The 25,123-nt window shown below is 57.5% G+C and carries 23 protein-coding genes; 9 read left to right on the forward strand and 14 right to left on the reverse strand.

The genetic code is table 11. From position 1 onward, the window contains the following. The first annotated feature begins 310 nt into the window (after positions 1-310). Positions 311-1,468 (forward strand): DcaP family trimeric outer membrane transporter, encoded by a 1,158-nt coding sequence (locus QMP16_RS06280; RefSeq protein WP_282151665.1) that lies wholly within the window; start codon positions 311-313, stop codon positions 1,466-1,468. Positions 1,469-1,554: 86 nt separating this feature from the next. On the opposite strand, the gene QMP16_RS06285 is transcribed toward QMP16_RS06280, so the two are convergent. The 3 genes from QMP16_RS06285 to QMP16_RS06295 form a co-directional block, all read right to left on the reverse strand. Beyond that, positions 1,555-1,908, reverse strand: a complete 354-nt coding sequence (locus QMP16_RS06285; protein WP_058276835.1) for a hypothetical protein — start codon at positions 1,906-1,908, stop codon at positions 1,555-1,557. A 136-nt stretch (positions 1,909-2,044) separates the two neighbouring features. Then, the gene (locus QMP16_RS06290; RefSeq protein ID WP_234999129.1) at positions 2,045-2,530 is read right to left on the reverse strand and encodes a DUF6497 family protein; all 486 of its coding nucleotides are present in this window, start codon (positions 2,528-2,530) and stop codon (positions 2,045-2,047) included. A 110-nt stretch (positions 2,531-2,640) separates the two neighbouring features. Beyond that, entirely contained in the window at positions 2,641-4,173 is a 1,533-nt protein-coding gene (locus tag QMP16_RS06295; protein ID WP_109313344.1) for an acyl-CoA carboxylase subunit beta, read from the reverse strand. A gap of 183 nt (positions 4,174-4,356) precedes the next feature. Between QMP16_RS06295 and QMP16_RS06300 the strand changes: the two genes are divergently transcribed. Then, a complete protein-coding gene (locus QMP16_RS06300) occupies positions 4,357-5,562 on the forward strand; it encodes a multidrug effflux MFS transporter (protein WP_282151666.1) in 1,206 nt (401 codons plus the stop codon). A gap of 64 nt (positions 5,563-5,626) precedes the next feature. Further along, positions 5,627-7,027, forward strand: coding sequence for a helix-turn-helix domain-containing protein (locus QMP16_RS06305; RefSeq protein ID WP_282151667.1), 1,401 nt, complete (start codon positions 5,627-5,629; stop codon positions 7,025-7,027). A gap of 72 nt (positions 7,028-7,099) precedes the next feature. On the opposite strand, the gene QMP16_RS06310 is transcribed toward QMP16_RS06305, so the two are convergent. The 6 genes from QMP16_RS06310 to QMP16_RS06335 all read right to left on the reverse strand — a co-directional run bounded on the left by QMP16_RS06310 (position 7,100) and on the right by QMP16_RS06335 (position 12,877). Next, complete coding sequence (locus tag QMP16_RS06310) at positions 7,100-7,339, reverse strand: YdcH family protein (protein WP_109313161.1); 240 nt, start codon at positions 7,337-7,339, stop codon at positions 7,100-7,102. A gap of 91 nt (positions 7,340-7,430) precedes the next feature. Then, positions 7,431-9,089 (reverse strand): choline dehydrogenase, encoded by a 1,659-nt coding sequence (gene betA / locus QMP16_RS06315; RefSeq protein ID WP_282151668.1) that lies wholly within the window; start codon positions 9,087-9,089, stop codon positions 7,431-7,433. A 73-nt stretch (positions 9,090-9,162) separates the two neighbouring features. Continuing rightward, entirely contained in the window at positions 9,163-10,671 is a 1,509-nt protein-coding gene (betC, locus tag QMP16_RS06320) for a choline-sulfatase (RefSeq protein WP_282151669.1), read from the reverse strand. Then, positions 10,668-11,240, reverse strand: coding sequence for a choline-binding transcriptional repressor BetI (gene betI, locus QMP16_RS06325; RefSeq protein WP_108859390.1), 573 nt, complete (start codon positions 11,238-11,240; stop codon positions 10,668-10,670). The genes betC and betI overlap by 4 nt, the downstream gene beginning before the upstream one ends. Before the next feature lie 88 nt (positions 11,241-11,328). Then, a complete protein-coding gene (locus QMP16_RS06330) occupies positions 11,329-12,237 on the reverse strand; it encodes a DMT family transporter (protein WP_282151670.1) in 909 nt (302 codons plus the stop codon). 40 nt (positions 12,238-12,277) lie between these two features. Continuing rightward, positions 12,278-12,877 (reverse strand): LysE/ArgO family amino acid transporter, encoded by a 600-nt coding sequence (locus QMP16_RS06335; RefSeq protein WP_282151671.1) that lies wholly within the window; start codon positions 12,875-12,877, stop codon positions 12,278-12,280. A gap of 86 nt (positions 12,878-12,963) precedes the next feature. Between QMP16_RS06335 and QMP16_RS06340 the strand changes: the two genes are divergently transcribed. Continuing rightward, a complete protein-coding gene (locus QMP16_RS06340) occupies positions 12,964-13,860 on the forward strand; it encodes a LysR family transcriptional regulator ArgP (RefSeq protein WP_282151672.1) in 897 nt (298 codons plus the stop codon). Here QMP16_RS06340 and QMP16_RS06345 read toward each other — a convergent pair. Then, a complete protein-coding gene (locus tag QMP16_RS06345) occupies positions 13,857-15,128 on the reverse strand; it encodes a permease (RefSeq protein ID WP_282151673.1) in 1,272 nt (423 codons plus the stop codon). The two genes, QMP16_RS06340 and QMP16_RS06345, sit on opposite strands and share 4 nt — an antisense overlap. A gap of 155 nt (positions 15,129-15,283) precedes the next feature. After that, the gene (locus QMP16_RS06350) at positions 15,284-16,024 is read right to left on the reverse strand and encodes a YebC/PmpR family DNA-binding transcriptional regulator (protein WP_282151674.1); all 741 of its coding nucleotides are present in this window, start codon (positions 16,022-16,024) and stop codon (positions 15,284-15,286) included. Between the two features lie 110 nt (positions 16,025-16,134). Here QMP16_RS06350 and QMP16_RS06355 point away from each other — a divergent pair, with 110 nt between their 5' ends. The 4 genes from QMP16_RS06355 (at position 16,135) to QMP16_RS06370 (ending at position 21,261) form a co-directional block, all read left to right on the forward strand. Next, entirely contained in the window at positions 16,135-17,907 is a 1,773-nt protein-coding gene (locus QMP16_RS06355) for an SLC13 family permease (protein WP_282151675.1), read from the forward strand. A gap of 16 nt (positions 17,908-17,923) precedes the next feature. Continuing rightward, positions 17,924-18,658 carry a glutamine amidotransferase gene (locus tag QMP16_RS06360; RefSeq protein WP_282151676.1) on the forward strand — a complete coding sequence of 245 codons (735 nt, stop codon included), beginning with the start codon at positions 17,924-17,926 and terminating at the stop codon, positions 18,656-18,658. 72 nt (positions 18,659-18,730) lie between these two features. Beyond that, positions 18,731-19,588 carry a bile acid:sodium symporter family protein gene (locus QMP16_RS06365; protein ID WP_282151677.1) on the forward strand — a complete coding sequence of 286 codons (858 nt, stop codon included), beginning with the start codon at positions 18,731-18,733 and terminating at the stop codon, positions 19,586-19,588. Positions 19,589-19,599: 11 nt separating this feature from the next. Next, positions 19,600-21,261 (forward strand): FAD-binding dehydrogenase, encoded by a 1,662-nt coding sequence (locus QMP16_RS06370; protein ID WP_282151678.1) that lies wholly within the window; start codon positions 19,600-19,602, stop codon positions 21,259-21,261. Between the two features lie 14 nt (positions 21,262-21,275). On the opposite strand, the gene QMP16_RS06375 is transcribed toward QMP16_RS06370, so the two are convergent. From QMP16_RS06375 to QMP16_RS06385, 3 genes are all read right to left on the reverse strand, one after another. Further along, a complete protein-coding gene (locus QMP16_RS06375; RefSeq protein WP_282151679.1) occupies positions 21,276-22,016 on the reverse strand; it encodes a YbaY family lipoprotein in 741 nt (246 codons plus the stop codon). 98 nt (positions 22,017-22,114) lie between these two features. After that, complete coding sequence (locus tag QMP16_RS06380) at positions 22,115-23,893, reverse strand: SLC13 family permease (protein WP_282151680.1); 1,779 nt, start codon at positions 23,891-23,893, stop codon at positions 22,115-22,117. A gap of 90 nt (positions 23,894-23,983) precedes the next feature. Next, a complete protein-coding gene (locus QMP16_RS06385) occupies positions 23,984-24,799 on the reverse strand; it encodes a TIGR00282 family metallophosphoesterase (RefSeq protein WP_282151681.1) in 816 nt (271 codons plus the stop codon). Positions 24,800-24,888: 89 nt separating this feature from the next. On the opposite strand from QMP16_RS06385, the gene QMP16_RS06390 reads away from it, so the two are divergent. Continuing rightward, positions 24,889-25,122: a putative hemolysin gene (locus QMP16_RS06390; protein ID WP_058275635.1), complete on the forward strand. Its 234-nt coding sequence runs from the start codon at positions 24,889-24,891 to the stop codon at positions 25,120-25,122. Position 25,123 lies beyond the last annotated feature (1 nt).

Raw genomic sequence — 25,123 nt, forward strand, 5'->3', positions numbered from 1 at the left:
TCGCGCCGAGATCAGATGCAGTTTTGGGGGTGAAACGCGAGGCCAATGCCGTCACGTTGCTGTTACTTTTCCTCAGCAATTGGTCTGTTTCTGCGCCTGCAACATCACGGGTTGCGAAAAAGGGCGCCAGAATTTGTCTTTTCAAACGCAAATGGTTAACCGATCTGTTCACCTTAGGGTGAAAACGGTCCGAAAGTTTTGCACGTTTCCTTGAAAAACCAGGCGCTTTCCATCCCGTTCTCGTGATTTCCCTCAAGTTCTCTTGCGTGGAACGGTACCCGTGCACACTCGCACACAAGGAAATATCCCCATGATTGCAAAGAGAAAAACGGCGTTGCTGCTTGCCGTGTCCGCGCTTGGCATGTCCGCCGCGGCTGCTTTCGCCCAAGACGCCCAGACGCAAACGGAACTTGATGCCCTGCGTGCCCGCGTCGAAGCCCTCGAGGCCGCAAATCCCGGCGCTGGCACTGGCGATCTTCGAATCGGAAACACCACACTTGATGTTTACGGGTACGTTAAGTCTGATTTCTTCTACGACACCGACTTTGAACTGGGCGATCTTGCCGATGCGACCCGAATTGGCGAGCCAGCAAACGCCACCAGCGGCACCTTTGGGGCTACCGTGCGCCAATCGCGCATCGGGCTTCGGACCAATACGCCGTCTGCCATCGGCGATATTGCGGGCCAGCTGGAACTGGACCTGTTTTCCGGCGGGACGGATGGGCCTGCTGAACTGCGCCTGCGCCACGCCAATATCCGTATTGGTGATAACTGGTTGATCGGTCAATTCTGGACCAACTTCCAGCCGTTGGACACCTATCCCACGACCGTTGAATTCAACGGCCCCGTTGGCATTCCTTTCGCTCGCGTCCCTCAAGTGCGCTATACGAACACGCTGGGCTCTGACACAACCTTTGCGGTGGCGATCGAGGAAAACGTTGGCGGCTCGGATTCGAATGACCCTGTCCTGACCGGCTCTATCGAATACAACAACGGTACCTACCTGGCCCGCGCCTCGGCTTTGTATGGTAAGGCGCAATCCGGCGCGGTCGAAGTGGATCAGACCGGCTATACCCTCTCGGCTGGCATCCGGCCCTGGCAAGGCGGTCTGTTTCAGGTCAACTATGTCGACGGCGAGGCTTTGGGCCCCTACCTGATCGCTGCCGGTGACGCCATCGTCAACGGACAGGCCAACGACGTGGATGGATTTACCGTAGAATTCCGCCAGGAACTGAGCCCCAAGTGGAACGTCGGCATCGCTTATGGGCAAGAGAATTACGACCTGCCGACCTCGACCGGGACCCTGTCCTTTACCGAGGTTGAAACGATCCACGTGAACGCCTTTTACAAAGCGACCGACAATCTGACGCTTAGCGCCGAATACTTCTATGGTGAGCGGAACGATGCACCGACTGGACGCACCTTTGACAGCAACCGAATTCAATTGGCGGCGCAACTGAACTTCTGACCACACATACCGACCCTGCCCCGACACGGGCAGGGTTTTGGGTCGGGAATGCCCCAACGTGCTATGTGCGACAGAGGATTGCACGATCAGCGCACCCCGTCGAAAATTTCGGGGAAGGAAATCCGGCCCACATTCGGATCAATGACCAAAAGCGCGTCGTAACTAGCCGGATCAAACGGATCTTCGGCCGGAATGACTTCGCGTTCGAACAGCCAGCAAAGACGGCCAGCATCCAAATTGCCCCTCTCAAACGGTTGGTCGCCAAAATGCGCCCACAGGGCTTCCATAAAAGCCGCATCCGCGCGCTTGTCCGCGGGTTTACGATCTCGAAACCGCTCGCGGCGGGTCAGGGGCGTCACGCCTTTGGGATTGGCCCGACGAATAATGAACTGAAAGTCTGTCCCCGGCAGGCGCCCGGGAAATCCGCGATGTTTCAGCATGGTTCCACCTCAGTTGCACAAGGGGTCATGGGGATCAGATATTCACATCCGTCACAGGATGAAGTCATGGTGCGCGCCTCCAAAGCCGCGTAGCTGTTCAGAAATGCCCTGACGGGATGAATAACGCGATTCATAGTCAAAGCCCCTCCCAGATACACCGGGACTGTTCCAGCCGGTAGGCTTCAAAGAACTGCGTGGCATCAGGAGATGTACGGCCGAATTCGATGGGCCGGTCAGACAGGGAAATGACCACCCGGGCAGCGTCCAGTTCGTATTTAGCCACATAAGTAACCGCAAGCGTCTGGCACAGATGTTCCATGTCAACCGAGGCGATATCGTACCCGATCCGGCCAATGTCCGAACCGATCTTGGGCGCGATAAAGCGAAACCGCACCCAAAGTTCACCGGGGTTATTGTCCAGCAAAACGTCGCTCAGGTGCACTGGCTGTCCGGACGGGACCGGCAACAGGTTTTCGGAGTCAGCCAGAACGGGGATCGCAAAAACCGACAGTACAACAGCTAAGGCGCGATCCCGGACCCGCCACAGGCGAGCTCCTCTCTCCGGGATCGCGCGCGCCTGGCTTTCGGCCCGCGCTGTTCTATGTCTGATTGGGCAACTCATTAGCAGTTGTGGCCTCAAAGTCAATTTTGCACCCAAGTAATCTGCCCTGACCGTTTGTCCGAGACGCTGTCCAAACCGTTTTGGCCGGGCAGATTTCCTGGCACATCCCCTCAAAGAGGGATGTTGTCGTGCTTTTTCCACGGGTTTTTCACGTGCTTGTTCCGCAAGCTGGCAAAGGCCCGCGAAACGCGACGGCGGGTCGATTGAGGCATGATCACCTCATCGATAAAGCCACGCTCGGCCGCGACAAACGGGTTCGCAAACCTGTCCTCATAATCCTGCGTGTGCTGCACAATTTTCTCGGCATCGCCCAGATCGGCACGGTGAATGATCTCGGTCGCGCCCTTTGCGCCCATCACCGCGATTTCGGCTGTAGGCCAGGCATAGTTGAAGTCACCGCGCAGGTGCTTGGACGCCATAACATCATAGGCACCACCATAAGCCTTACGGGTGATGACGGTAACTTTTGGCACCGTGGCTTCACCGTAGGCAAACAACAGCTTGGCGCCGTGCTTGATCACTCCGCCATATTCCTGCGACGTCCCCGGCAGGAAACCAGGCACATCTACCAGCGTCAGGATCGGAATTTCGAAGCAATCGCAGAACCGCACAAACCGCGCGGCCTTGCGCGAGCTGTCGATGTCCAGACAACCGGCCAAAATCATCGGCTGATTGGCTACAACGCCCACTGTCTGCCCTTCAAGCCGGATGAACCCGGTGATGATGTTTTTGGCAAAATCCTCCTGAATTTCGTAGAAATCACCCTCATCCGCCACTTTGGTGATGAGTTCCTTCATGTCGTACGGCGTATTAGGGTTGTCGGGGATCAATGTATCCAGCGAGGTTTCCAGACGGTCGGGTTCGTCAAAGAACGGGCGCACTGGCGGCTTTTCGCGGTTGTTGAGCGGCAGGAAATCAACCAAACGGCGCACCTCGGCCAGTGCTTCAACGTCGTTCTCAAACGCTCCGTCAGCAACCGAGGATTTCTTGGTATGGGTCGACGCCCCACCCAGTTCCTCGGCGGTAACGACTTCGTTTGTGACCGTCTTGACCACGTCGGGGCCGGTCACAAACATGTACGAGGTGTCTTTGACCATGAAGATAAAGTCGGTCATCGCCGGGCTGTAGACTGCGCCACCAGCACAGGGCCCCATGATCACGCTGATCTGCGGAACCACGCCTGACGCCATGATGTTGCGCTGGAACACCTCGGCATAACCAGCCAGCGACGCCACGCCTTCCTGAATTCGCGCCCCGCCCGAGTCGTTAATGCCAATCACCGGCGCACCGTTCTGAACGGCCATATCCATGATCTTGCAGATTTTCTGAGCATGGGTTTCCGAAAGCGAGCCGCCAAAGACTGTAAAGTCCTGGCTGAACACATAAACCATGCGACCATTGATCGTACCCCAGCCAGTAACGACACCGTCACCCGCTGGCCTTTGCTTCTCCATCCCGAAATCGGTGCACCGATGGCTGACAAACATGTCAAATTCTTCAAAGCTGCCTTCATCCAGCAACAGTTCGACCCGTTCGCGCGCAGTCAGTTTGCCGCGCGAGTGCTGTGCGTCGATGCGCTTTTGTCCACCACCCAGCCGCGCGTTGTCGCGACGGTCTTCAAGTTCGGAAAGGATGTCTTTCATAACGATGATCCCCTGTAAAATCTGGCCGGACCCTATACGCAGATGCCGCTAGACCAAAGTATCTTTCGGCAAATTTGCAAATCTTTTTCAATCATCTTGGTGAATATTGTAAACTTGCTAATATTCACTCACAAAACGCGTGATGGATGGCATTCTTATCCGTGGTGACTATACACGTGAACTATGCAGTTTAGTTCTTCGTCGGCGCATCGCTCGCCTCCTAAAATTACCACTCTGGTTTTGCTGTCCGGATTGTCCGCGCTCAGCCTCAATCTGTTTTTGCCGAGCCTGCCCAATATGGCACTGCACTTTCAGGCCGACTACAAGGTCATGCAACTGTCGATCGCACTGTATTTGCTGGTCAATGCAGTGCTTCAGATCCTGATTGGACCAATTGCCGACAAGGCGGGGCGCCGCCCCGTTCTACTTTGGGGGTTGGCTCTTTTTCTGGTGGCTACGCTGGGGTGCATCTACGCACCCAACATTCATGTCTTTCTTGTCTTCCGGATGTGCCAGGCCATCATCGTGGTCGGGATGGTTCTTAGCCGTGCGGCGGTTCGGGATCTATATGATCAGGACCAGGCCGCATCGATGATCGGTTACGTCACGATGGGCATGGCCATCGTTCCTATGATCGGACCCGCGATCGGCGGCCTGCTAGAGGAGAGCTTTGGCTGGAAAGCCAACTTCTGGCTGCCCTTTGCTCTTGGCGTCATGACACTGATATTAACCTACTCAGATTTTGGCGAAACCTCAGCCAAGAGCGGCAAAACACTGATTCAACAATTCCGGGAATACCCCGAACTATTGGGTTCCCCGCGATTTTGGGGCTACTCGCTGTCATCCGCGCTGTCGTCTGGCGCCTTCTTTGCCTATCTGGGCGGCGCTCCCTTTATCGGCACCGAACTATTCGGCCTCAGCGCCGCCGAGGTCGGCATCTACTTTGGCGCCCCAGCCGTTGGGTACTTTTTTGGTAACTTCTTCAGCGGTCGCTATTCCGTTCACTTCGGCGTCAATCGAATGGTACTTTGGGGCTGCTGGCTGAACGCAGCAGGCGTTGCAATGTCCGCGATCTTGTTTCTGGCCGGATTCGGAACGGCGCTCAGCTTTTTCGGGTTCATGACCTTTGTTGGCATTGGAAACGGCATGACGATTCCCAACGCAACCTCAGGCGCGCTTTCGGTGCGACCGCATCTGGCCGCCACAGCATCCGGGCTGAGTGGCGCCATCATGTTGGGCGGCGGTGCAGGCCTCAGCGCCCTTGCAGGAGCCTTGCTAACCCATGAAACTGGAGCAATGCCCCTGCTGTGGTTGATGCTGGCAACTTCGGTCCTGGCAGTATGCGCAATATTGTCCGTCATTCGACGCGAACGGCAACTGGGCCTTTGAATGGCTTGCCTATGACGGTTTGCAAAGTTAGCTTGCCGAATTAGGAAAGTTGCAAAGGCCCGACATGGCGACTCAGAAACTCTATGCAGGTGCAAAGCTACGCGAAATGCGTACGCGCTTGTCACTGACCCAAAAGGAATTCGCCGCCAAACTGGGTGTTTCCCTGCCCTATCTAAACCAGATGGAGAACAACAACCGCCCAATTTCGACCACGGTTGTTCTGGCGCTGGCGCAGGAATTCGGAATGGATGTCACCGAGTTGAGCACCGGCGACAGTGAACGCCTGGTCTCGGACATGCGCGAGGCATTGGCCGATCCGGTCTTTGACGACGCTGTTCCACCGCTCGCCGATCTCCGCCTGACGGCTTCAAACGCACCGGCTCTGGCACGGGCCTTCATTGCACTGCACCGCACCTATCGTCAGACGCATGAACGCCTGGCCTCTCTTGACGAAGCATTGGGGCGCGAAGACGCGCAAATCCAGGCCAGCCCATGGGAGGAAGTGCGGGACTTCTTCCACTATTGCGACAACTATATCGACGCGGTAGACCGCGCGGCTGAACGATTTTCCGGGCGCGCCGAGGATGCAGGTGGCATACGCGCCGCAGCCCTGGACGGCCTCGCGGAGCGCGGCATCCGGGTACAATTCCCGGATATCGATGAAACCCGAAAGTACGACCCAGAAAACAAAACACTGCAGCTTTCGTCCAGAACCGCACCACAAACTCAGGTGTTTCAGTTGTTGTTGCAGGTTGCACTGATCAGTCAGGACAAACTTCTTGAAGCAACGCTAGATTTTGCCAAATTTCACAGCGATGAGGCCCGTGCCATTGCCAAGATCGGGCTGGCAAATTACTTCGCCGGCGCATCACTGATGCCTTATGCCAAATTTCTGGCCACAGCACAGGAATATCGTCACGACCTTGAACTGCTTAGTAACCGGTTTGGCGCATCGATCGAACAGGTGGCGCACAGGTTGTCGACCCTGCAACGCCCTGGCGCAAAAGGCATTCCGTTTTTTTTCGTTCGCGTTGATCAGGCCGGAACGATCACCAAAAGACACTCGGCCACGCGCCTGCAATTTGCCCGGTTCGGCGGCGCCTGCCCCCTATGGAACGTCCACCGCGCTTTCGAAACGCCCGGCCACTTCCTGCGACAGCTGGCAGAAACACCCGATGGTGTTCAGTACATATCTTTGGCTCGGGACGTGTCGAAATCAGGCGGCTCATTCGGCGCACCTGTGCGCCGTTATGCGATTGCACTAGGTTGCGAGGTGCGCCACGCCGAGGCGCTGGTTTATGCCGACAATCTGGATTTCAACAACGCCAGCGCTTACGAGCCAATTGGCATATCCTGCCGCATCTGCGAGCGGCCGAATTGTCATCAGCGATCGGTCCCGCCATTGGAAAGACGCCTGACGATCGACACCCATACCCGCGGTACCTTGCCCTATGAAGTCACCTGATCTTCACCTGGCCTAAAAAAATCCCGGGGGCGTGGCGGCTTGTCGCGACGGGGGCAGAGCCCCCGCCATTTCTCAGGACTTGGACAAGATCGCCCAGATCTCGTCTTTCAGAACCGCACGTCTTTTACGCAGATCTGTCTCAGCGATATCATCCATCGGTTCGACATTCGTTTCGGCACGATGAACCTCGCGGTTGATCTCATGATACTCGTCCGCCAGCCGTGAAAAATGAGCGTCCGTTTGCTTAAGCTGGCTCATCAACTCAACCTTGTCCGGAAACTCTTCGGCCAGTTCGTGCGGGGTGTGGGACATTCCTGTTCGCTCCTGAAAATATGTCGTTACGATTCAAGTCTATTCGTCCCGGCCCCGTCAAGCTTTGACGCGGATCAAATCATGCCGTCTTTCACCGTTGGGCAACAGCCCATTGCGGGTGAATCCAAGGGCGGTCATTGGCGGAAGGCAAAGCTTCCTTGCCCAACAGATGGTCAGACATTTTCTCACCCACCATGATCGACGGCGCGTTCAGATTGCCATTGGTGATCTGCGGAAAGATCGAGCTGTCGGCAACACGCAAGCCATCCACACCAATCACGCGTCCCTGCGGATCGACCACAGCATTTCTATCATCCGCCCGACCCATACGGCAGGTTCCACAGGGGTGATAAGCACTTTCAGCATGTTCGGCGATAAAGGCATTAAGCGCTTCGTCAGACTGCACATCTGCACCCGGTTGGATTTCTTTACCGGAATAAGGTTTGAACGCATCCTGCCCGAAAATCTCACGCGTCAGGCGAATACAGGCGCGGAAATCTGCCCAATCCTCTTCATGGCTCATGTAGTTGAAGCGGATCACTGGCGCGTCTTCGACATTGGCTGACCGCAGCGTCACCGCCCCGCGCGAGGGCGAGCGCATCGGCCCGACATGCGCCTGGAACCCATGGCCTTCGGCCGCGGCTTGACCGTCATAGCGGACGGCAATTGGCAGGAAGTGATATTGAATATCAGGGTATTCTACGCCCGGCTTGGACCGAATAAACGCCGCGCTTTCGAATTGGTTGGATGTACCCAGACCGGTTTTTGTGAACAGCCACTGCGCCCCGATCAGACCTTTGCTGATCAGGTTCCAGTGTTTGTACAGCGTGATCGGCTGTAGGGATGCCTGCTGGATATAAAGCTCCAGATGGTCCTGAAGGTTCGCACCCACACCCGGGCGATCCGCCACGATGTCGATCCCATGCTCGGCCAGATGCGCTGCCGGACCGATGCCTGACAACATCAGCAGCTTGGGAGAGTTGATGGAGGACGCGGCAAGAACCACCTCGCGCCGGGCGCGGATGACCTCAGTCTTGCCACCTCGGATCAATTCGACCCCGATTGCGCGGCCATTTTCCATAACCACCTTTGAGGCCAGTCCGCGCACGATATCGCAGTTGTCGCGCTTGAGCGCAGGTTTCAGATAGGCATTCGCCGCCGACCAACGCCGTCCTTTCCAGACGGTTTGCTCCATCGGGCCAAAGCCTTCCTGCTTTTCACCGTTATAGTCACCGGTAACCTCATAGCCCGCCTGCTGCCCCGCATCGACAAATGCCTGGAACAGCGGGTTCTCGCGCGGCCCGCGCGAGACATGCAGCGGGCCATCAGTGCCGCGCCATGTCGGATCACCACCATGTCCACCGTCATGCCAGGTCTCCATGCGTTTGTAATAGGGCAGCACATCCGCATAGGACCAGCCATCGGCACCCATCTCGGCCCAAGTGTCAAAATCACGCGCGTGGCCACGTACGTAAACCATGCCGTTGATCGAGGATGATCCACCGATAACCTTGCCGCGCGGGCAAGCCAGTTCGCGGTTATTCAGGTGCGGCTCGGGCTCGGACTTGTAACCCCAATCGTACATCGGCATGTTCATCGGATAGCTCAATGCCGCTGGCATCTGAATAAACGGACCCGCATCTGTCCCGCCATGTTCGATCACCAGAACCGAGGCCCCGGCCTCGCTCAGGCGATACGCCATTGCGCAACCCGCTGATCCTGCGCCGACGATGACGAAATCTGCTTCCATTTTCAGGTCTCCATATCCTGCCGAACCGCGTTTTGAACCGTTCGGCAGGAGTATTTTCAAAAAGGTGAAGAGGTTACTCGCCGCGTGGGAAGCGGGCGTTTTCCTCGACGACATTCAGATCCATGTGATTGCGCATGTAGCGTTCGGATGCCTTCTGCAGTGGCTGATAATCCCAAGGGTAATACCCACCCTGCCGCAACGCCTCGTAAACAACCCAGCGGCGCGCCTGGCTGGCGCGGACATCCGCGTCGAATTGATCCAAGTCCCAACGCGCCTGAGATTTCGCGCGCAGAGTTTCCAGCGTACCTGCGTGTTCGGGGATTTCCGCAAGATTTTCCAACTCGTGGGGGTCAGCCTCAAGATCGTACAACTGATCAGGGTCCAATGCGCAGCGATTGTATTTCCACTTGCCATAGCGCAGCGAAACCAGCGGCGCATACGAGCCTTCGGCTGCGTATTCCATCTTCACCGGGGCAGTCCGTTCGGTGCCATTGGCCAGCGGCACAAGGTCTTCGCCATCGGTCCACGGCGCAATCTCGGCCATATCTACACCCGCCAGTGCGCCAAGGGTTGGCGTGACGTCGATTGTCGATACCGGTGTGTCGATACGGCCTGCCGGCATATCCGGCGCGGCAATCATCAACGGCACGCGTGCCGAGCCTTCGTAGAAGTTCATTTTGAACCACAGGCCCCGTTCACCCAGCATGTCGCCGTGATCCGAAACAAACATGATGATTGCCTCTTGCCGGGTTGTTTCCAGCACATCGAGGATTTCACCGATCTTGTCGTCCAGATACGAGATATTGGAAAAGTACGCGCGGCGCGACTTGCGGATGTCTTCTTCTGTGATGTCGAAGCTGCGCCAATCATTGGCATCAAAGATACGCTTTGAGTGCGGGTCCTGATTGTCATAGCCAATGTCCGCAACCTCGGGCTGCAGGTGCTCGCAATCTTCGTATAGATCCCAATACTTGCGGCGCGCCACGTAAGGGTCGTGCGGGTGGGTAAAGCTGACGGTCACGCACCACGGGCGGTCATCCTTGCCGCGCGCCAGATCATAAAGCTTGGCCTTGGCGTTGTAAGCGACCTCGTCGTCATACTCCATCTGGTTGGAGATTTCGGCCACGCCTGCACCCGTCACCGAACCCATATTGTGGTACCACCAGTCAATACGCTCGCCCGGCTTGCGATAATCCGGCGTCCAACCGAAGTCAGCCGGATAGATATCAGTGGTCAGACGATCCTCGAACCCGTGCATCTGATCGGGGCCGACAAAGTGCATCTTGCCGGACAGGCAGGTGTAGTAGCCCGCACGGCGCAGATGGTGCGCATAGGTCGGGATGTCGCTGCGGAATTCTGCGGCGTTGTCATAAACACCCGTGCGCGAAGGCAGCTGACCGGACATGAAGCTGGCCCGCCCCGGCGCGCAAAGCGGCGAAGCCGTATAAGCATTGGCAAACCGGGTCGACCGCTCAGCCAACTTCTTCAGGTTCGGAGCGTGAAGCCAGTCAGCGGGACCGTCTGGAAAGAGGGTCCCGTTCAGCTGATCCACCATCAGGATCAGAATGTTCGGTTTTGTCATTTTTCAGCCTCGAGCAGAGTGTTGAGGACACGCATCGCGTGATTGACCGCCAGCTGCGGTTCTTCCGGCGCGCTTAGTGCGGCGCGGATATACAGCCCATCGATCAGGGCGATCATGTTTTCGGCCGCCTCGGCCGGGTCGCCCAGCAAGGGGCGCAGGGCGTGTGTCAGGTTCGACCGGATACGCGCCTGATAGATTTGCCACAGGCGCAAGGCGTCATCATTCGTTTGGGCCAACACGTAAAACGTCATCCACGCAGCGATGACATCCGGTGTGAAACACGATGGTGCAAAACAGGCCCGGATAATGGCCTGCGCGCGTTCCTGCGGGACAGCATTCTTTAGTTCCTGCCTAGCCTCGTCGGCAAAGTCCGACAGGATGCGGCGCATGGCAGCCAGAAAGATCTGGTCTTTGCCACCGAAATAATGATGCGCCAGCGCACTGGACATACCCGCCCGTTTGGCAATCTGGCTGACAGTTACATCAAGGGATTTCTTCGACCCGAGTTCGGCAATTGTTGCCTTGACGATCGCGTCACGGCGGATTGGCTCCATTCCGAGTTTCGGCATCGCTATCCCCTCACTAAGTATAGTGAGAAAACGCTAAGGGGTTTTTATTGACCCGTCAATCAATAACGTTTCACGCGACCGTCAACGGTCAGAGTTTGGGTGCGATACTGGGGGTCGTCAAGCTGCTGCGGTTCAAAACCGCTTCGCGCCAGGCAATGAAACTGACCGCTAGCAGAATCACCGTACCACCCGCGACAACCCAAATGTCGATGCTTTCGTTGAAGACCAGCGCGCCCAACAGGGTGGCCCAGATCAGCTGCAGGAACGTAACCGGCTGTGTGACCGCGACCGGGGCCGCCTTGAGTGCGATCGTCATGAAATAGTGGCCCGCCGTGGCAAAACTGGCCACCAGAAACAGCACGCCGAGGTCGCGCAAGCTGGGCGTGGTCCAAACTGCAATAGCAAAGGGGATCAAGGCTATGGTCACCCAGATCGACATATGCGCCACAACGACCGACGGCGGCAGATCACGCACAAGCACTTTGGCGATCAGATAAGATCCGCCCAGGGTCAGGGCCGTGCCCAGCATGGTGATATGACCCAGTGAAATCTCACGAAAACCCGGCCTTAGGATGATCAGAACGCCAACCAGTGCCACGCCAATCGCGGCGATCCGACGGATGGCCAGCTTTTCGCCCAGAAACAATGCGGCCCCCAACGTGACATAGACCGGCGTCATGTAGTTCATCGCCGTAACCTCGGCCAGCGGGATCTGGGTCATCGAGAAGAACCACAGCATCACTGCAAATGCGTGGACGACACCGCGTGTCCCCAGCAATACGATGTGGCTGCGTGTAAGGTGGGTTTTCAACACCAGGCGCAACGCTGGCAACAGAAAGATCAAGCCGAAGGCAAAGCGTAGGAACGCAGCCTGCGTAGGGTCCATCGTGGAGCCCAGCGACTTTACCAACGCGGTCATGACCACAAACGACAAGCCTGCCGAAAACATCCAGAGCATGCCAGCTACGGGGCGGTGTTGGGCGGTTAAAGTTGACATGTTAACGGTTGAACACCGAATACTTGGTAGAGGCAACCCGTCACATCAATACGAGCTTTGCAGCAATTGCCAGCATGACCACGCCGATTATTAAATCCAGCACCTGCCACGCCCGTGGTCTTGCAAAAATCGGGGACAGCATCCCTGCCCCATATCCCAGCGAAAAGAAGAACACAAAGCTGGACGTCATTGCCCCAAGCGCAAAGGCCAGCCGATCCTCATACTGCGCCGAGATTGAACCAATCAGCACAACTGTATCCAGATAGACATGCGGGTTCAGCCATGTGAACGCAAGAACGGTCAGCAGAACAGATTTCAGGCTGACCCGCTTACCTTCGCCGATCTCCATCACCGCTCCGCCGCGCCAGGCCGAACTCAGGCTGCGCAAACCGTACCATATCAGGAAGATCGCCCCGCCATATCGCATGACAGTCTCGAACCAGGGCAACGCGTGCGCCAATGTTCCGAAACCCGCAACGCCGGCGGCTATGAGTATGGCATCAGACACCGCGCAAGTCAGGCACAGTGGGAACACATGCTCGCGCCGCAATCCCTGACGCAGAACAAAGGCGTTTTGCGCGCCAATGGCGAGGATCAGGCTGAAGCCAAGCACAAAGCCTGCGATCAAGGATGTGGACATGAAACCTCCGATAGTCTGAGGCGTTGACTACTTGCTTACCAAGCATCTATCAAATTAAAGAAACTGACCTGAATTAAGTCTGTCTAATGCTGCTGGATCCAAACCACCTGACTGCGTTGTCTGCCATCCTGCGTCATGGCAGTTTTGACGCGGCCGCCTCAGAACTTGCGGTTACGCCTTCCGCGGTTTCACAGCGGATCAAAGCGCTGGAAGACCTTGTCGGCGCAACCCTGATCAATCGGGGAACGCCCTGCACGGGCACTCCGATGGGTTTGCGCATCGCTCAACACGCTGAGGACATCGGGCTACTTGAGACGCATCTGGCCCGCGAACTGACGCTTGATCAAACCAACGGCCCCGCGCGCGTGCGCGTCGCCGTGCCAGCCGACGTCCTGGCGACGTGGTTCATCAATGTCATGTCTCAGGTCGACGGCCTGCTGTTCGATCTGGTCGTTGACGATCAGGATCATTCGGCGGAATGGCTGAGGCGCGGAGAGGTCAGCGCCGCCATAACGGTCGGAGGTGATACAGTCCCAGGCAGCGACGCCGTCGCCCTTGGCGCCCTGCGGTACATCCCCACGGCCAGCCCCGATTTCATGCGCAAATGGTTCGCGGACGGTGTAAACGTCGACACGTTGTCCCGCGCCACCTGTTTGACATTCAACCGCAAGGATGGGCTGCAAAAAGCCTGGATTACCCGGCAGACAGGTCAACGGCTATCACCCCCTTCGCATTTCCTGCCGTCCTCTCAGGGATTTGTAGAAGCGGCCATTGCGGGGATTGGTTGGGGAATGAATCCGGAAAACCTTGCGCTCTCAGCGCTGGAAGACGGCCGGTTATGCCCTTTGGTACCGGGCGCGCATCTTGACGTAGGGCTGACCTGGCAGGTGGGTCGTGTGCTATCCACGGCGTTGGCCCCGATGACTGACGCAGTCAAACGCGCCGCCAATGGTGCCCTGCTTCCTGCTGACACGGCAGACTAGGACTGAACCGCTTTTTTCTCGCTGGGAATAACAACACGGTAACAGGCGACCGCCGCGAAAACGCTTGTGGCGACGATGAAGGCGATTGCCCAGGCGACCTCGTGCAAATGCGCAACGCCTGCCAACGCGGCCGAGAGCAATACACCGGAGATCCGGCAAATGCTCTTGATCGCTGCGGCACCTTTGACCCTCTGATCTTTTGGGGCAACGTCCAGGAAGTACAGCTTGCGGGCACTGCTGATCCCTGTCACCGCAACAGTGACAACAAACAAGGCAATGGCGTGTAAGTGAACGTCATGGTCCATGCCCAGAAAGTGCACGGACAAAAGCGCACCGCCCGTCAGTGCCACCATCAGGTTCCCGGTGACCATCACGGCGCGATGCGATTTCATGTTCACCAATTGCCACAGTGGGGCAGATACAAGATACCCCGACGCCGACGACACGATCATCGCCGTCAGCCCTCTGGCCGAATCGTGGTGCGCTTCGGCTGCGATCAGCGCAAAGAACGGTACGGACAGGGATACGACAACAAGCGGCATGCGCATGATCATGTAACGGCGGAACCAGTGCTGATCGAACATTGCGGCGATATCGGTGAAGTTATCCAGGAACTTTCGCTTTTTGACTCGTTGCGCGCCCTGTTCCTGGGTGGGACCGGCGGTTTCGGACATCATTAGAATCGACAGGCCGGATAGGACAAAGAATGTTACCGAAACGGCGATGACTGCGGAATGGCGCGAAAACGGTGGGTTTTCTTTGGTGATCTCGTGAACCAGCAACGCCAATCCGATTGCGCCCAATCCACCCACCCCCAGCTGCAGATAATGCATGATCATCCGCGATTTGGAGCGCACCTGATCGCCCAGCAGATCGGTATACATCAGCGACTGAATTTCTTCGATCAAACCGATCATGAAAAATGCCGCGACAAAAGCCACACCTATGACCGGAACGACACCTGTTGCGGCTACCAACAAAGCCAAAATCAGGCAGGCACCGATTGCGACCTCAGTCGTCGCGATTGCGCGTTTCTTGCGGTCCCGCGCCGCGATGGGATGCGCCAGGAAAACATCCGAGATCATGCTGCCAACCATCCGCACCGACACCAGCGCGCCAGCTATGAACATCGGAAGCTCAAGCGACACGGCGAGAAATGGCAAGACCACGGATGGGCTGCCAAGGGTCCACGCCACCTGGGACAGAATGCTTTGACCGGCCAGAACCGGAACGTTTCTTTTGGACGTATGCTGTGAATTGTCCATCATTCCGGCGTCTGAGTTCCTTGGCCTGAAAAAGGCATACTGCTTAAGCTTATTCAGCCAATGGTACTGAGTTCCACGCGACCGGCCAAGAACACCCTGTGCTAAATGCAAAAAACCCGGCCAAAGACCGGGTTTTTCGCGCTTTTCTTGAAGTGGGGTTAGAGCTGAGCCATGACCTCGTCCGTGGCTTCGAAATTCGTCGTCACGCGCTGAACGTCATCGTCGTCTTCCAGCGCATCGACCAGTTTCATCAGTTTTTGCATGTCTTCCAGACCCAACTCGGTTGTGGTCGTGGGCTTCCAGATCAGCTTGGTGGAATCGGATTCCCCCAGCGCAGCTTCAAGGGCGCTCGACACTTCGTTCAGGTCGGTATCGGCACACCAGATGATATGCCCTTCTTCCGAGCTTTCAACATCTTCAGCACCGGCTTCGATTGCGGCTTCGAACACGGTGTCCGCGTCGCCGACGGAACCCGGATAAACCACTTCGCCCTTGCGTTCGAACATGAAGCCAACTGAACCGGTTTCGCCCAGGTTGCCCCCGTTCTTGGAAAAGGTCGAACGCACGGTCGACGCTGTGCGATTGCGGTTGTCGGTCATCGTCTCGACGATCACCGCCACACCGTTCGGGCCATAGCCCTCATACCGGATCTCTTCGTATTCATCGCCTTCGCCCGCCGTCGATTTCTTGATCGCGCGGTCGATGACATCTTTTGGAACCGACTGTGACTTGGCTTCTTTCACGGCCAAACGCAGCCGTGGGTTTTTTTCAGGATCCGGGTCGCCCATCTTGGCGGCGACGGTGATCTCTTTCGACAGTTTGGAAAACAGTTTGGACCGCGCGGCGTCCTGACGCCCCTTGCGGTGCTGGATGTTGGCCCATTTGGAATGGCCTGCCATGTTGCGTCCTCGTCATCGTGATTGCGTATTCGGCGCTCATATAGACGTTTGAGGGGCCAAGGATCAAGAGAGCGGCTTGCGACAGTCGCCGCGAAGGGTATGGTGGCCGCATGACGACAGACCAGATTATTCTTTTTTCCCTTTTCGCCACTGTGTTTGGAATGCTGCTTTGGGGGAAGTTTCGATACGACCTTGTGGCCTTCACCGCGCTATTGATCGGAGTTACGCTGGGTGTTGTGCCGGTCGATGACGCCTTTGCCGGGTTCGGTCACCCCGCCACGATCATCGTCGCTTTGGTATTGGTTGTCTCGGCCGGGTTGGTGCGCTCCGGCGCTGTTTTCCTGATCACCCGCACACTGGTCGATGCCTCGCGCGGGCTTGGCGCGCACATCGCATTGATGGGCGGGATTGGCGCTGTTCTGTCGGCCTTTATGAACAACGTGGCCGCGCTGGCGCTGCTGATGCCGGTCGATATCCAAACCGCGCGCAAGGCGGGGCGACCGGTCGGCCTAACCCTGATGCCGCTGAGTTTTGCCACTATTCTGGGCGGCATGGCCACGTTGATTGGAACGCCCCCTAACATCATCATCGCATCGATCCGGGCTGAGACATTGGGTGAACCGTTCCGTATGTTCGATTTCGCCCCCGTTGGTGGATTGGCAGCGATTGCCGGGCTGGCATTTGTCGCGCTGGTCGGATGGCGGTTGATTCCCAATCGCGGAACACAAGAAGAGGCCTCAGAAACCCTTGCCGAATACATCGCGGAACTGACGGTCCCGCCAGAGTCGCCGCAAATCGGAAAACGCGTCAGCGAGCTTTATGAGGCCGCCGAGAAATCCGACGTGGCCATCATCGGCCTTATTCGAGATGGCAAACGGCGCTATGGTCGGTCGGCCCATGCGACCATCAAACCGGGCGACGCATTGGTGCTAGAGGCCCGCCCCGAGGCGCTAGACGAATTTCGCACCGCGCTGAACCTCGATTTCTCAGATACCCGCCGTCAGGAGTTGCTGACCGCCGAAGGGGACGGTCTTGAAGTGATTGAGGTAGTTGTGCCGCTAAACGCACGCGTCACCGGTCGCACTGCGCAAGGCCTGGGATTGGCCTGGCGTCAAAGCACCGTATTGATGGGGATTTCACGGCAGGGTCGTCGCATCACCGAACAGGTCCGCAAAACTCAGATTGAGGCAGGCGACATTCTGTTGCTGCTGTGCCCACGTGATCGCAGTGCCGATGTGACCGAATGGCTGGGTTGTTTGCCACTTGCTGAACGCGGTCTGAACGTCACCGCCAACGAAAAAGCGTGGCTTGCCATTGGCTTGTTTGGTGCAGCTGTTCTGGCGGCCAGTGTCGGGCTGATCTACCTGCCCGTCGCTTTGGGGCTGGTCGTCGTCGCCTATGTTCTGACCAAGATCATGCCGATTTCCGATATCTACAATCATATCGAGTGGCCCGTTGTCGTTCTGCTGGGCTCGATGATCCCGCTAGGCAGCGCATTGGAGACGTCAGGCGGTACAGAACTGATTGCGAATGCGTTGATTCAGTTGACCGACGGGCTGCCTGCCTGGGCCATTCTTACTGTGCTTATGGTGGTCACCATGACCCTATCGGACGTGCTGAACAATACGGCTACCGCAATTGTTGCGGCTCCGGTCGGCATCCAGATGGCCCGCACGCTTGAGGTTTCACCCGACCCGTTCCTGATGACTGTTGCCGTCGCAGCCTCGGCCGCGTTCCTGACGCCGATCGGGCACAAGAACAATACGCTGGTGCTGGGGCCCGGAGGGTATCAGTTTGGTGATTATTGGCGCATGGGGTTGCCGCTGGAAATCCTGATCATCGCCGTTTCCATTCCCGCCATCCTTGTCTTCTGGCCTCTTTGACGGTTAAGAGCCAATCATGAAACGATTTCTGATCCTGCAACTGCGCCCGGAAACCGATGCTTCGGATGCCGAATATGCCTCGATCCTGGATAAAACCGGGCTGAAACCCGAGCAAACCCATCGAATTCGCCTGGATTGCGAGGACTTACCTGCGGATCTGGATGTCACGGACTATTCCGGGGTGATCGTCGGCGGTGGACCGGGATGCGTCAGTGACGATCCGGCAACCAAATCGGAAACTGATGCACGTACCGAGGCGGCCATCATGGGATTGATGCCGCAGATCATCGCTCAGGATCATCCCTTCATGGGCTGTTGCTATGGGCTGGGCATTCTGGCTGCCCATCTTGGCGGTGACGTCAGCAAAGAGAAATTCGGCGAACCCGTCGGGCCTTCGACCTGCCACCTGACTGCAGACGGAGCGCAAGACCCGCTAACGGCAGGGCTGACCGGAACATTCGACGCCTTCGTGGGCCACAAAGAAGCCGTGCAGGCGCTGCCGAACGGGTGCATCCACCTGCTGGCCTCGGACCCCTGCCCGTTTCAGATGATCCGTTGGGGGCAGAATGTTTATGCCACTCAATTCCACCCGGAGGCGGACGCGCGCGATTTTGAGCAACGCATCAATATCTACAAGAACCACGGCTATTTTCCGCCCGAAGACGCCCAGCGCCTGATCGATATCTGCCATGCTGCGGACGTCACGCAACCGGCCGCAATCCTCCGCAGATTTGCCGAACGCTATGGGTGACCCAACGGCGTTATTGCCTGATCCACGACCGCTCGCTTAGGGTGGCCCGAACGGCTTTGGGAGGAGTTGTTCTTGGATCTTCTAATTAATGTCGGCCTGCCGCTATCGCTGGCTATTATCATGCTGTCTTTGGGCGTCGGGCTAGAGGTTGCAGATTTCCGCCGCGTCTTTAGCCGACGCTACCCATTTGCCATCGGCGCGTTGTGTCAGGTTGTACTGCTGCCGGTCGCGGCTTTTGTCACGGTCACACTTTTTGCGTTGCCACCCGAGATCGCTGTCGGCTTCATGATCCTCAGCTTTTGTCCCGGCGGCGTGACCAGCAACATCCTGTCGAAACTGGCAAAGGGTGATGTTGCCCTGTCGGTCAGCCTGACTGCCGTCATCAGCCTGCTGTCAATGGTGACCGTGCCCTTTCTTGCGGCATGGTCCGTGAACTATTTCATGGGCGATGCCGCACCCGAGGTTTCCATTACGGGATTGGCCATTGCGATGTTCCTGATCACCACGTTGCCCGTGGCGCTTGGCGTCACACTGCGCCGCTTTGCAACTGACTTTGCAAAGCGGATCGAGCCCGCGCTATCCAAGCTTGCAACTGTTCTGTTCGTTCTGATTGTCGTGGCTGCTCTGGCTGGAAACTGGCAACTCTTTGTCGACAACCTCGGCATCATGGGTGCTGGGTTGATCTCATTGAACATCGCGCTTCTGTTGATCGGTTTGGGGCTGGCGCGCGCAGCAAACCTGACGTGGAATGAAAGCAAGACGGTCTCCATCGAAACCGGCATACAAAACTCGACACTTGGGATTACACTGGCCGCACTGATCACGGCGACGGAAAGCGGGTTCAGTCCGTTGGCTCTGCCGTCGGCTGTGTACGGAATAACGATGTATGTTGTGGCCTTGCCTTTCATCCTTTGGTTCCGCAGCCGCTGAAAGGATAACACATGACGAATAACTCTGCCGATGCAATCGTCGTGGGGGCTGGGCTGGCCGGGTTGGCCGCCGCGGCCGAACTGAGCGACCGTGGCAAGAAGGTGATCGTGGTCGATCAGGAGCCCGCGCATTTCCTCGGTGGTCAGGCGTTTTGGAGTCTCGGCGGCCTATTCATGGTCGACACGCCGGAACAGCGGCGCATGGGCATCAAAGACAGCTACGACCTTGCCTTGCGCGACTGGATGGGCAGCGCGCAGTTCGATCGTGACGAGGACGTATGGCCCAGGAAATGGGCCGAGGCCTATGTGGAATTTGCCGCCGGTGAGATGCGCCCTTGGCTGCATGACATGGGCCTGCGCTGGTTTCCGATAGTCGGCTGGGCCGAACGCGGTGGATCATATGCGGATGGTCACGGCAATTCTGTGCCCCGCTTTCATATCACCTGGGGCACCGGCCCAGGTGTTCTGGAACATTTCAAACGCCGGGTGCGTGACCATGTCAGCAACGGATTGATCGAGCTTAAATTCCGCCATCAAGTCAGCCACATTATCATGCAGAACGGCGCTGCCAAAGGCGTCTCGGGTGAAGTTCTGGCCGACGACACCGCTCCCCACGGCGCCAAGACCAACCGTGATGAGGTCGGCGAGTTCGAGTTTTACGCCCCAGCTGTCATCGTCACGTCAGGCGGCATCGGAGGCAACTTTGAAATGGTGCGCAAAAGCTGGCCACGCGACCGTCTGGGTGAGCCGCCGAAGGACATGGTCGCGGGCGTACCATTCCACGTCGATGGACGCATGATCGGCATCAGCGAAAAGGCTGGCGGTCATGTGATCAACGGCGACCGGATGTGGCATTACACCGAAGGCGTGCGTAACTGGAATCCGATCTGGCCATCGCACGGTATTCGCATTCTGCCCGGCCCAAGCTCAATGTGGTTCGACGCTGAAGGCAACCGGTTGAAACCGCCATGCCTGCCGGGGTTTGATACGCTAGGGACGCTGAAGGAAATCCTGAAAACCGGACATGAATACAGCTGGTTCGTTTTGACCCAGAAGGTAATCAAAAAAGAGTTCGCTCTGTCCGGGTCTGAACAAAATCCCGACATGACGGACGGTGGTTGGAAAGAGGTTCTGTTCCAACGCATTCTGACCGGGTCCAAGGCCACCGCTCCGGTCGAGGCGTTCAAGGAGCACGGCGAAGACTTCATTGTTGCCAATACCTTGACCGAGCTTGTTAACGGCATGAACCATCTGGGCGGAGGGCTGATCGATGAGGCGCATCTACGCGCCCAGATCGAGGCGCGGGATTCCCAGATCGACAACCCGTTCACCAAGGATGCGCAGATGGCCGCCATTCTGGCCGCGCGCAACTACCGTGGTGACAAGCTGATCCGGACAGCCAAGCCGCACAAGTTCCTTGATCCGGCCAATGGCCCGCTGATCGCGGTGAAACTGCACGTGCTGACGCGCAAAACGCTGGGTGGGCTTCAGACCAATCTGGACAGTCAGATGGTGGGCGCAGACGGTCAGGTCGTTCCCGGCCTGTTCGCAGCCGGAGAGGTCGCGGGTTTTGGCGGCGGTGGCTATCACGGTTACAATGCGCTCGAAGGTTCATTTCTGGGCGGCTGCATTTTCTCCGGCCGCAATGCAGGGCGGTCGAGGGCCGTCGCGTGACGGCCCGTTATGCTTTACTGTTCCCGGGCAAATTGCACGACGGATTGCCCGGCGCTGTCCAGAAACACCAGCGTATCGCCTTTGAAAGCATATGCTGTCACCCCTTGTAAGGCTTTGAAAAATTGCCGCTCAACTTCATCCAGTGGCGGCGGACAGGCCATCAGGGTGGCGGCCATGTTGTCGGGGAATTCAATATTGTTGCCCGCAATCTCGGCTTGGCCGGAAAACCGGTTACATCCACCGCTGCCTGAGAATGCGCCATCCTTGGCGAATGAAAGCGCGGGGCGCCTTTCGGTCTCAAGTGCTGCGCCATTCAGGCCGGTTGCAGTCCAGTTGGTGTTCTCCAGCACGGCTGCCCCGGGCGGTTGTACTTTGACCAGCATCAGATCGGTCGCATTCCCGGCCCCATTCGTCAGAACCGGATAGGCGGTGTCAGTTGTGAACAACAGCTTGTCGCCCTGAAAGATCGAGCCACGCACCACGTAACGCATCCCCTCTTGAATAAGGGCGTCGTCATAGCTCAGCTCGAATTGTGCTGGCACTCCGGTCAGCGCATATCGTTTTGCCGACAGGGTCACCGACGGTGCGTCCGCGCGCGAGACGTCTTGCAATTGCACGTAAAGCGTCGCATCCGGTGGTACGGCGATACGCTCGCGATATGCGGCTGTACCTTCGATCGTTCCGCCGATGGCCGCGCTACTCAGCATGGTTGATGTGGCCGCAACCGTAAGCGCGTTATATCCGGTCTTGAGCATTGGCGTGCTCCTTTTTGCAAAATCACTTATTCAAAACATTGTATGAGGTTTTGATTTTACAAGGACTTCGCCGGAAAACCAGCGGTTCCGTGCCAAACTCAAAGCGGCCAGATCAGAGGGATCAACAGCGAAGCCAGCAAACCCACGGTCAGATTCAGTGGCACGCCAACTTTCAGAAAATCTGTGAACCTGTACCCACCGGGGCCGTAAACCATCATGTTGGTCTGATATCCGATCGGCGTCGCAAATGAAGCCGAGGCTGCCACCATGACCGCCACGACCAGCGGGCGCGGATCAACGCCCACCGCCTGCGCCAAACCGATGGCAATCGGCGTCACCACAACTGCCACGGCGTTATTCGACACCAGCTCTGTCAGCACAGAGGTCAGCAAGTATACAGCCCAGATGATCAGGAATGGTGGCAGGGCACCAAGACCCGGCGCCACGGCTTCGACAATTAAGGAAACTGCACCGGATTTATCCAAGGCCGCGCCTATGGCCAGCATTGAGAAGATGAGGGCGAGCAATCGTCCTTCGACAAAGGAAAACGCCTCATCCGCGTCGATGCAGCGCGTAATCAAAACTATCGCAACAGCAAGGATCGACAGTAGCAGGATCGGTGCAACACCCAGCGCCGCCAGCACAACGATCATGACCAGCGCACCAATCGCAATCGGGGCGTGGCTTCGGCGGAATGCGCGGGCCGAAGGTTGGGTCACATCGACCATATCCATATCAGCAGCCAGTTTCCGGATATCCGCTGGTGATCCCTCCAGCAGCAGCGTGTCACCGACCCGCACGACCAGATCATCCAATTGCCGCCCGATATTCTGGTTTCTCCGATGCACCGCCAGCACATAGACGCCATAACGGCGGCGTAAACGCATCGCGCCAAGCGTCCGCCCGACCATGCGGCAACCCGGAGTGATCAGCACCTCGACCGTTTTCGTCTCAACCGCCGAGACCTGATCGACACGCTTGAGTTCCCTGTTGGTTTGCAGGCTCAGCAGTTCCGTCATCTCGGTCCGAAGAACGACACGGTCGCCAACTTTCAATGCGACGCCCTTGAGGTTGCGCCGCAACGACTCGTCGCCGCGCACGACGTCGATCAGGCGCACGCCCGGTCGCTTGAACAGCTGCACGCCCGTCACCTCACGCCCGATCAGGTTGCTGTCGGGGGGAATGACAGCCTCGGTAAAAAACTTCATCTTCGACCGATCGCTAAGCATTGTCGCCATGCTGTCCCGTTCCGGCAGCAGGCGCGGCGCGACAAACCGCAGGTAGAACATGCCGTAAATGACCAGCGCAATGCCCAGCGGCGTGACCTCGAAGATCGTAAACGGAGCCATCCCCTGGGACCGCGCGACACCATCAACCAACAGGTTGGTCGAGGTCCCGATCAGGGTCAGGGTACCACCCAGAATGGCCGCATAGCTAAGCGGGATCAGCAGTTTCGAGGCCGACACGTTTAGCGTCCGTGCGATCTGCACGAATACGGGGATCATGACGACCACAACAGGCGTGTTTGAAACCACCGCCGAGGCAAAGACAACAAAGGTTATCAACGTCGCGATTGCGACTTTGGGACTTACCTGTGCCTGTTTTTGTGCGGTCGATGTGAATGCGTCCAGTGCTCCGGTACGCACCAATGCTCCCATGATGATGAACATCGCGGCAATCGTCCAAGGGGCCGGATTTGACAGAACGGCAAGTGCGCTTTGGTAAGGCAGAATGCCCGTCACCAGCATTACGGCCACGCCACCAATTGCGACCACTTCAGTCGGATAGGATTCGCGCAGGAACATGATGAACATGCCTGCAACGACCAACAGCGCCAGTATCGCGCTTCCCATTTCTGTCAGTTGAAGGAATTGCATTCTTGGTTTTCTGTCCGAACCCTGGCCTGGTTTACGCGCCCGTCAGGCAGTTTCACGCATTGCGCGCGACAGAGCAAGCCTGACGTGCCCTTACTGTGGGCCAGCTTGCTGTAGCCGCCCGCCAACGCGCACCATTTGAACAGATTTCGCCTGACCGTCCCGGTCGTCGGTTTCAACGAACACGCCACTTAGCGTGGCCTCGCCATTAGCCGGAGTGAACCGGGCCTTGGGCATGCCAGTGATAAACCGGCGCATCGGTTCCAGTTTGTCCATGCCGATGACCGAGTCATAATCGCCGCACATGCCCGCATCCGTCAGATAGGCCGTGCCACCCGGCAGGATTTGCGCGTCCGCAGTCGGCACATGCGTATGCGTGCCCACAACAAGGCTGGCGCGTTTGTCGCAATAGTGGCCCATGGCCATCTTTTCGGACGTGGCCTCGCAATGCATATCAACGATCACGGCCTGCGCCTGTCCGCCACGCGGGTGCGACTTCAGGATCGGTTCAATCGCCGAAAACGGATCGTCGAAGGGGCGTTTCATGAAGACCTGCCCCAACACCTGAACCACCAGAACCTTGCGCCCACCGGGCGCAGTGTACAACCGGTGCCCCCGGCCCGGCGCTCCTTTGGCAAAGTTTACCGGGCGCACGATACGGGGTTCGCTTTCGATGAATTGCAACATGTCCTTCTGGTCGAACGCGTGATCGCCCAGTGTCAGGCAATCGGCCCCGGCATCCAGCAGCAGCTTGGCGTGATCCCCGGTCAGACCCATCCCGTTTGATGCGTTCTCGCCATTGACCACGACAAAATCCAACCGCCATTCGTCGCGCAGACGCGGCAAATGTTGCTGAATGGCCGCGCGTCCGGCGCGGCCCATCACGTCACCCAGAAAAAGTATCCTCATTCGAACTGTCCTAAGTGTGGTATCTCTCAAGCACAAGTGGTTAAGCTGGCAGAATAAACCGCCAAAGCACATTATGCAGGAGATTTCCCATGCGCCTTGCCCTTCTGACCGCCGCCAGTTTGACCGCGCTTTCAGCTTGCGACCAACCTGCTTCAAACGACTCGTCCACCCAGCTGGCGAACCCGGCAGCAACCTTTTGCGTTGAAAGCGGCAATCGTTACGAAATCCGAGATGGCGAAGGCGGCCAGATCGGCATCTGCATCCTGCCCGACGGCACCGAAGTGGACGCGTGGGAGTACTTTCGCGAAAACAGCCCGACCTAAG

Origin of the sequence: Ruegeria atlantica, from assembly GCF_947495585.1 — a bacterium.
Lineage (GTDB): Bacteria > Pseudomonadota > Alphaproteobacteria > Rhodobacterales > Rhodobacteraceae > Ruegeria > Ruegeria atlantica_G.

Excerpts from the sequence above, each read along its gene's own strand:
- QMP16_RS06350 (WP_282151674.1), bottom strand. The coding sequence starts at position 16,024 with ATGGCAGGCCATTCCAAATGGGCCAACATCCAGCACCGCAAGGGGCGT.
- betC (WP_282151669.1), bottom strand. The coding sequence starts at position 10,671 with ATGACAAAACCGAACATTCTGATCCTGATGGTGGATCAGCTGAACGGG.
- betA (WP_282151668.1), bottom strand. The coding sequence starts at position 9,089 with ATGGAAGCAGATTTCGTCATCGTCGGCGCAGGATCAGCGGGTTGCGCA.
- QMP16_RS06305 (WP_282151667.1), top strand. The coding sequence starts at position 5,627 with ATGGCGACTCAGAAACTCTATGCAGGTGCAAAGCTACGCGAAATGCGT.
- QMP16_RS06290 (WP_234999129.1), bottom strand. The coding sequence starts at position 2,530 with ATGAGTTGCCCAATCAGACATAGAACAGCGCGGGCCGAAAGCCAGGCG.
- QMP16_RS06280 (WP_282151665.1), top strand. The coding sequence starts at position 311 with ATGATTGCAAAGAGAAAAACGGCGTTGCTGCTTGCCGTGTCCGCGCTT.
- QMP16_RS06360 (WP_282151676.1), top strand. The coding sequence starts at position 17,924 with ATGAAACGATTTCTGATCCTGCAACTGCGCCCGGAAACCGATGCTTCG.
- QMP16_RS06300 (WP_282151666.1), top strand. The coding sequence starts at position 4,357 with ATGCAGTTTAGTTCTTCGTCGGCGCATCGCTCGCCTCCTAAAATTACC.
- QMP16_RS06345 (WP_282151673.1), bottom strand. The coding sequence starts at position 15,128 with ATGATGGACAATTCACAGCATACGTCCAAAAGAAACGTTCCGGTTCTG.
- QMP16_RS06340 (WP_282151672.1), top strand. The coding sequence starts at position 12,964 with ATGCTGCTGGATCCAAACCACCTGACTGCGTTGTCTGCCATCCTGCGT.
- QMP16_RS06295 (WP_109313344.1), bottom strand. The coding sequence starts at position 4,173 with ATGAAAGACATCCTTTCCGAACTTGAAGACCGTCGCGACAACGCGCGG.
- QMP16_RS06310 (WP_109313161.1), bottom strand. The coding sequence starts at position 7,339 with ATGTCCCACACCCCGCACGAACTGGCCGAAGAGTTTCCGGACAAGGTT.
- QMP16_RS06375 (WP_282151679.1), bottom strand. The coding sequence starts at position 22,016 with ATGCTCAAGACCGGATATAACGCGCTTACGGTTGCGGCCACATCAACC.
- betI (WP_108859390.1), bottom strand. The coding sequence starts at position 11,240 with ATGCCGAAACTCGGAATGGAGCCAATCCGCCGTGACGCGATCGTCAAG.
- QMP16_RS06390 (WP_058275635.1), top strand. The coding sequence starts at position 24,889 with ATGCGCCTTGCCCTTCTGACCGCCGCCAGTTTGACCGCGCTTTCAGCT.
- QMP16_RS06370 (WP_282151678.1), top strand. The coding sequence starts at position 19,600 with ATGACGAATAACTCTGCCGATGCAATCGTCGTGGGGGCTGGGCTGGCC.
- QMP16_RS06330 (WP_282151670.1), bottom strand. The coding sequence starts at position 12,237 with ATGTCAACTTTAACCGCCCAACACCGCCCCGTAGCTGGCATGCTCTGG.
- QMP16_RS06285 (WP_058276835.1), bottom strand. The coding sequence starts at position 1,908 with ATGCTGAAACATCGCGGATTTCCCGGGCGCCTGCCGGGGACAGACTTT.
- QMP16_RS06385 (WP_282151681.1), bottom strand. The coding sequence starts at position 24,799 with ATGAGGATACTTTTTCTGGGTGACGTGATGGGCCGCGCCGGACGCGCG.
- QMP16_RS06380 (WP_282151680.1), bottom strand. The coding sequence starts at position 23,893 with ATGCAATTCCTTCAACTGACAGAAATGGGAAGCGCGATACTGGCGCTG.
- QMP16_RS06335 (WP_282151671.1), bottom strand. The coding sequence starts at position 12,877 with ATGTCCACATCCTTGATCGCAGGCTTTGTGCTTGGCTTCAGCCTGATC.
- QMP16_RS06355 (WP_282151675.1), top strand. The coding sequence starts at position 16,135 with ATGACGACAGACCAGATTATTCTTTTTTCCCTTTTCGCCACTGTGTTT.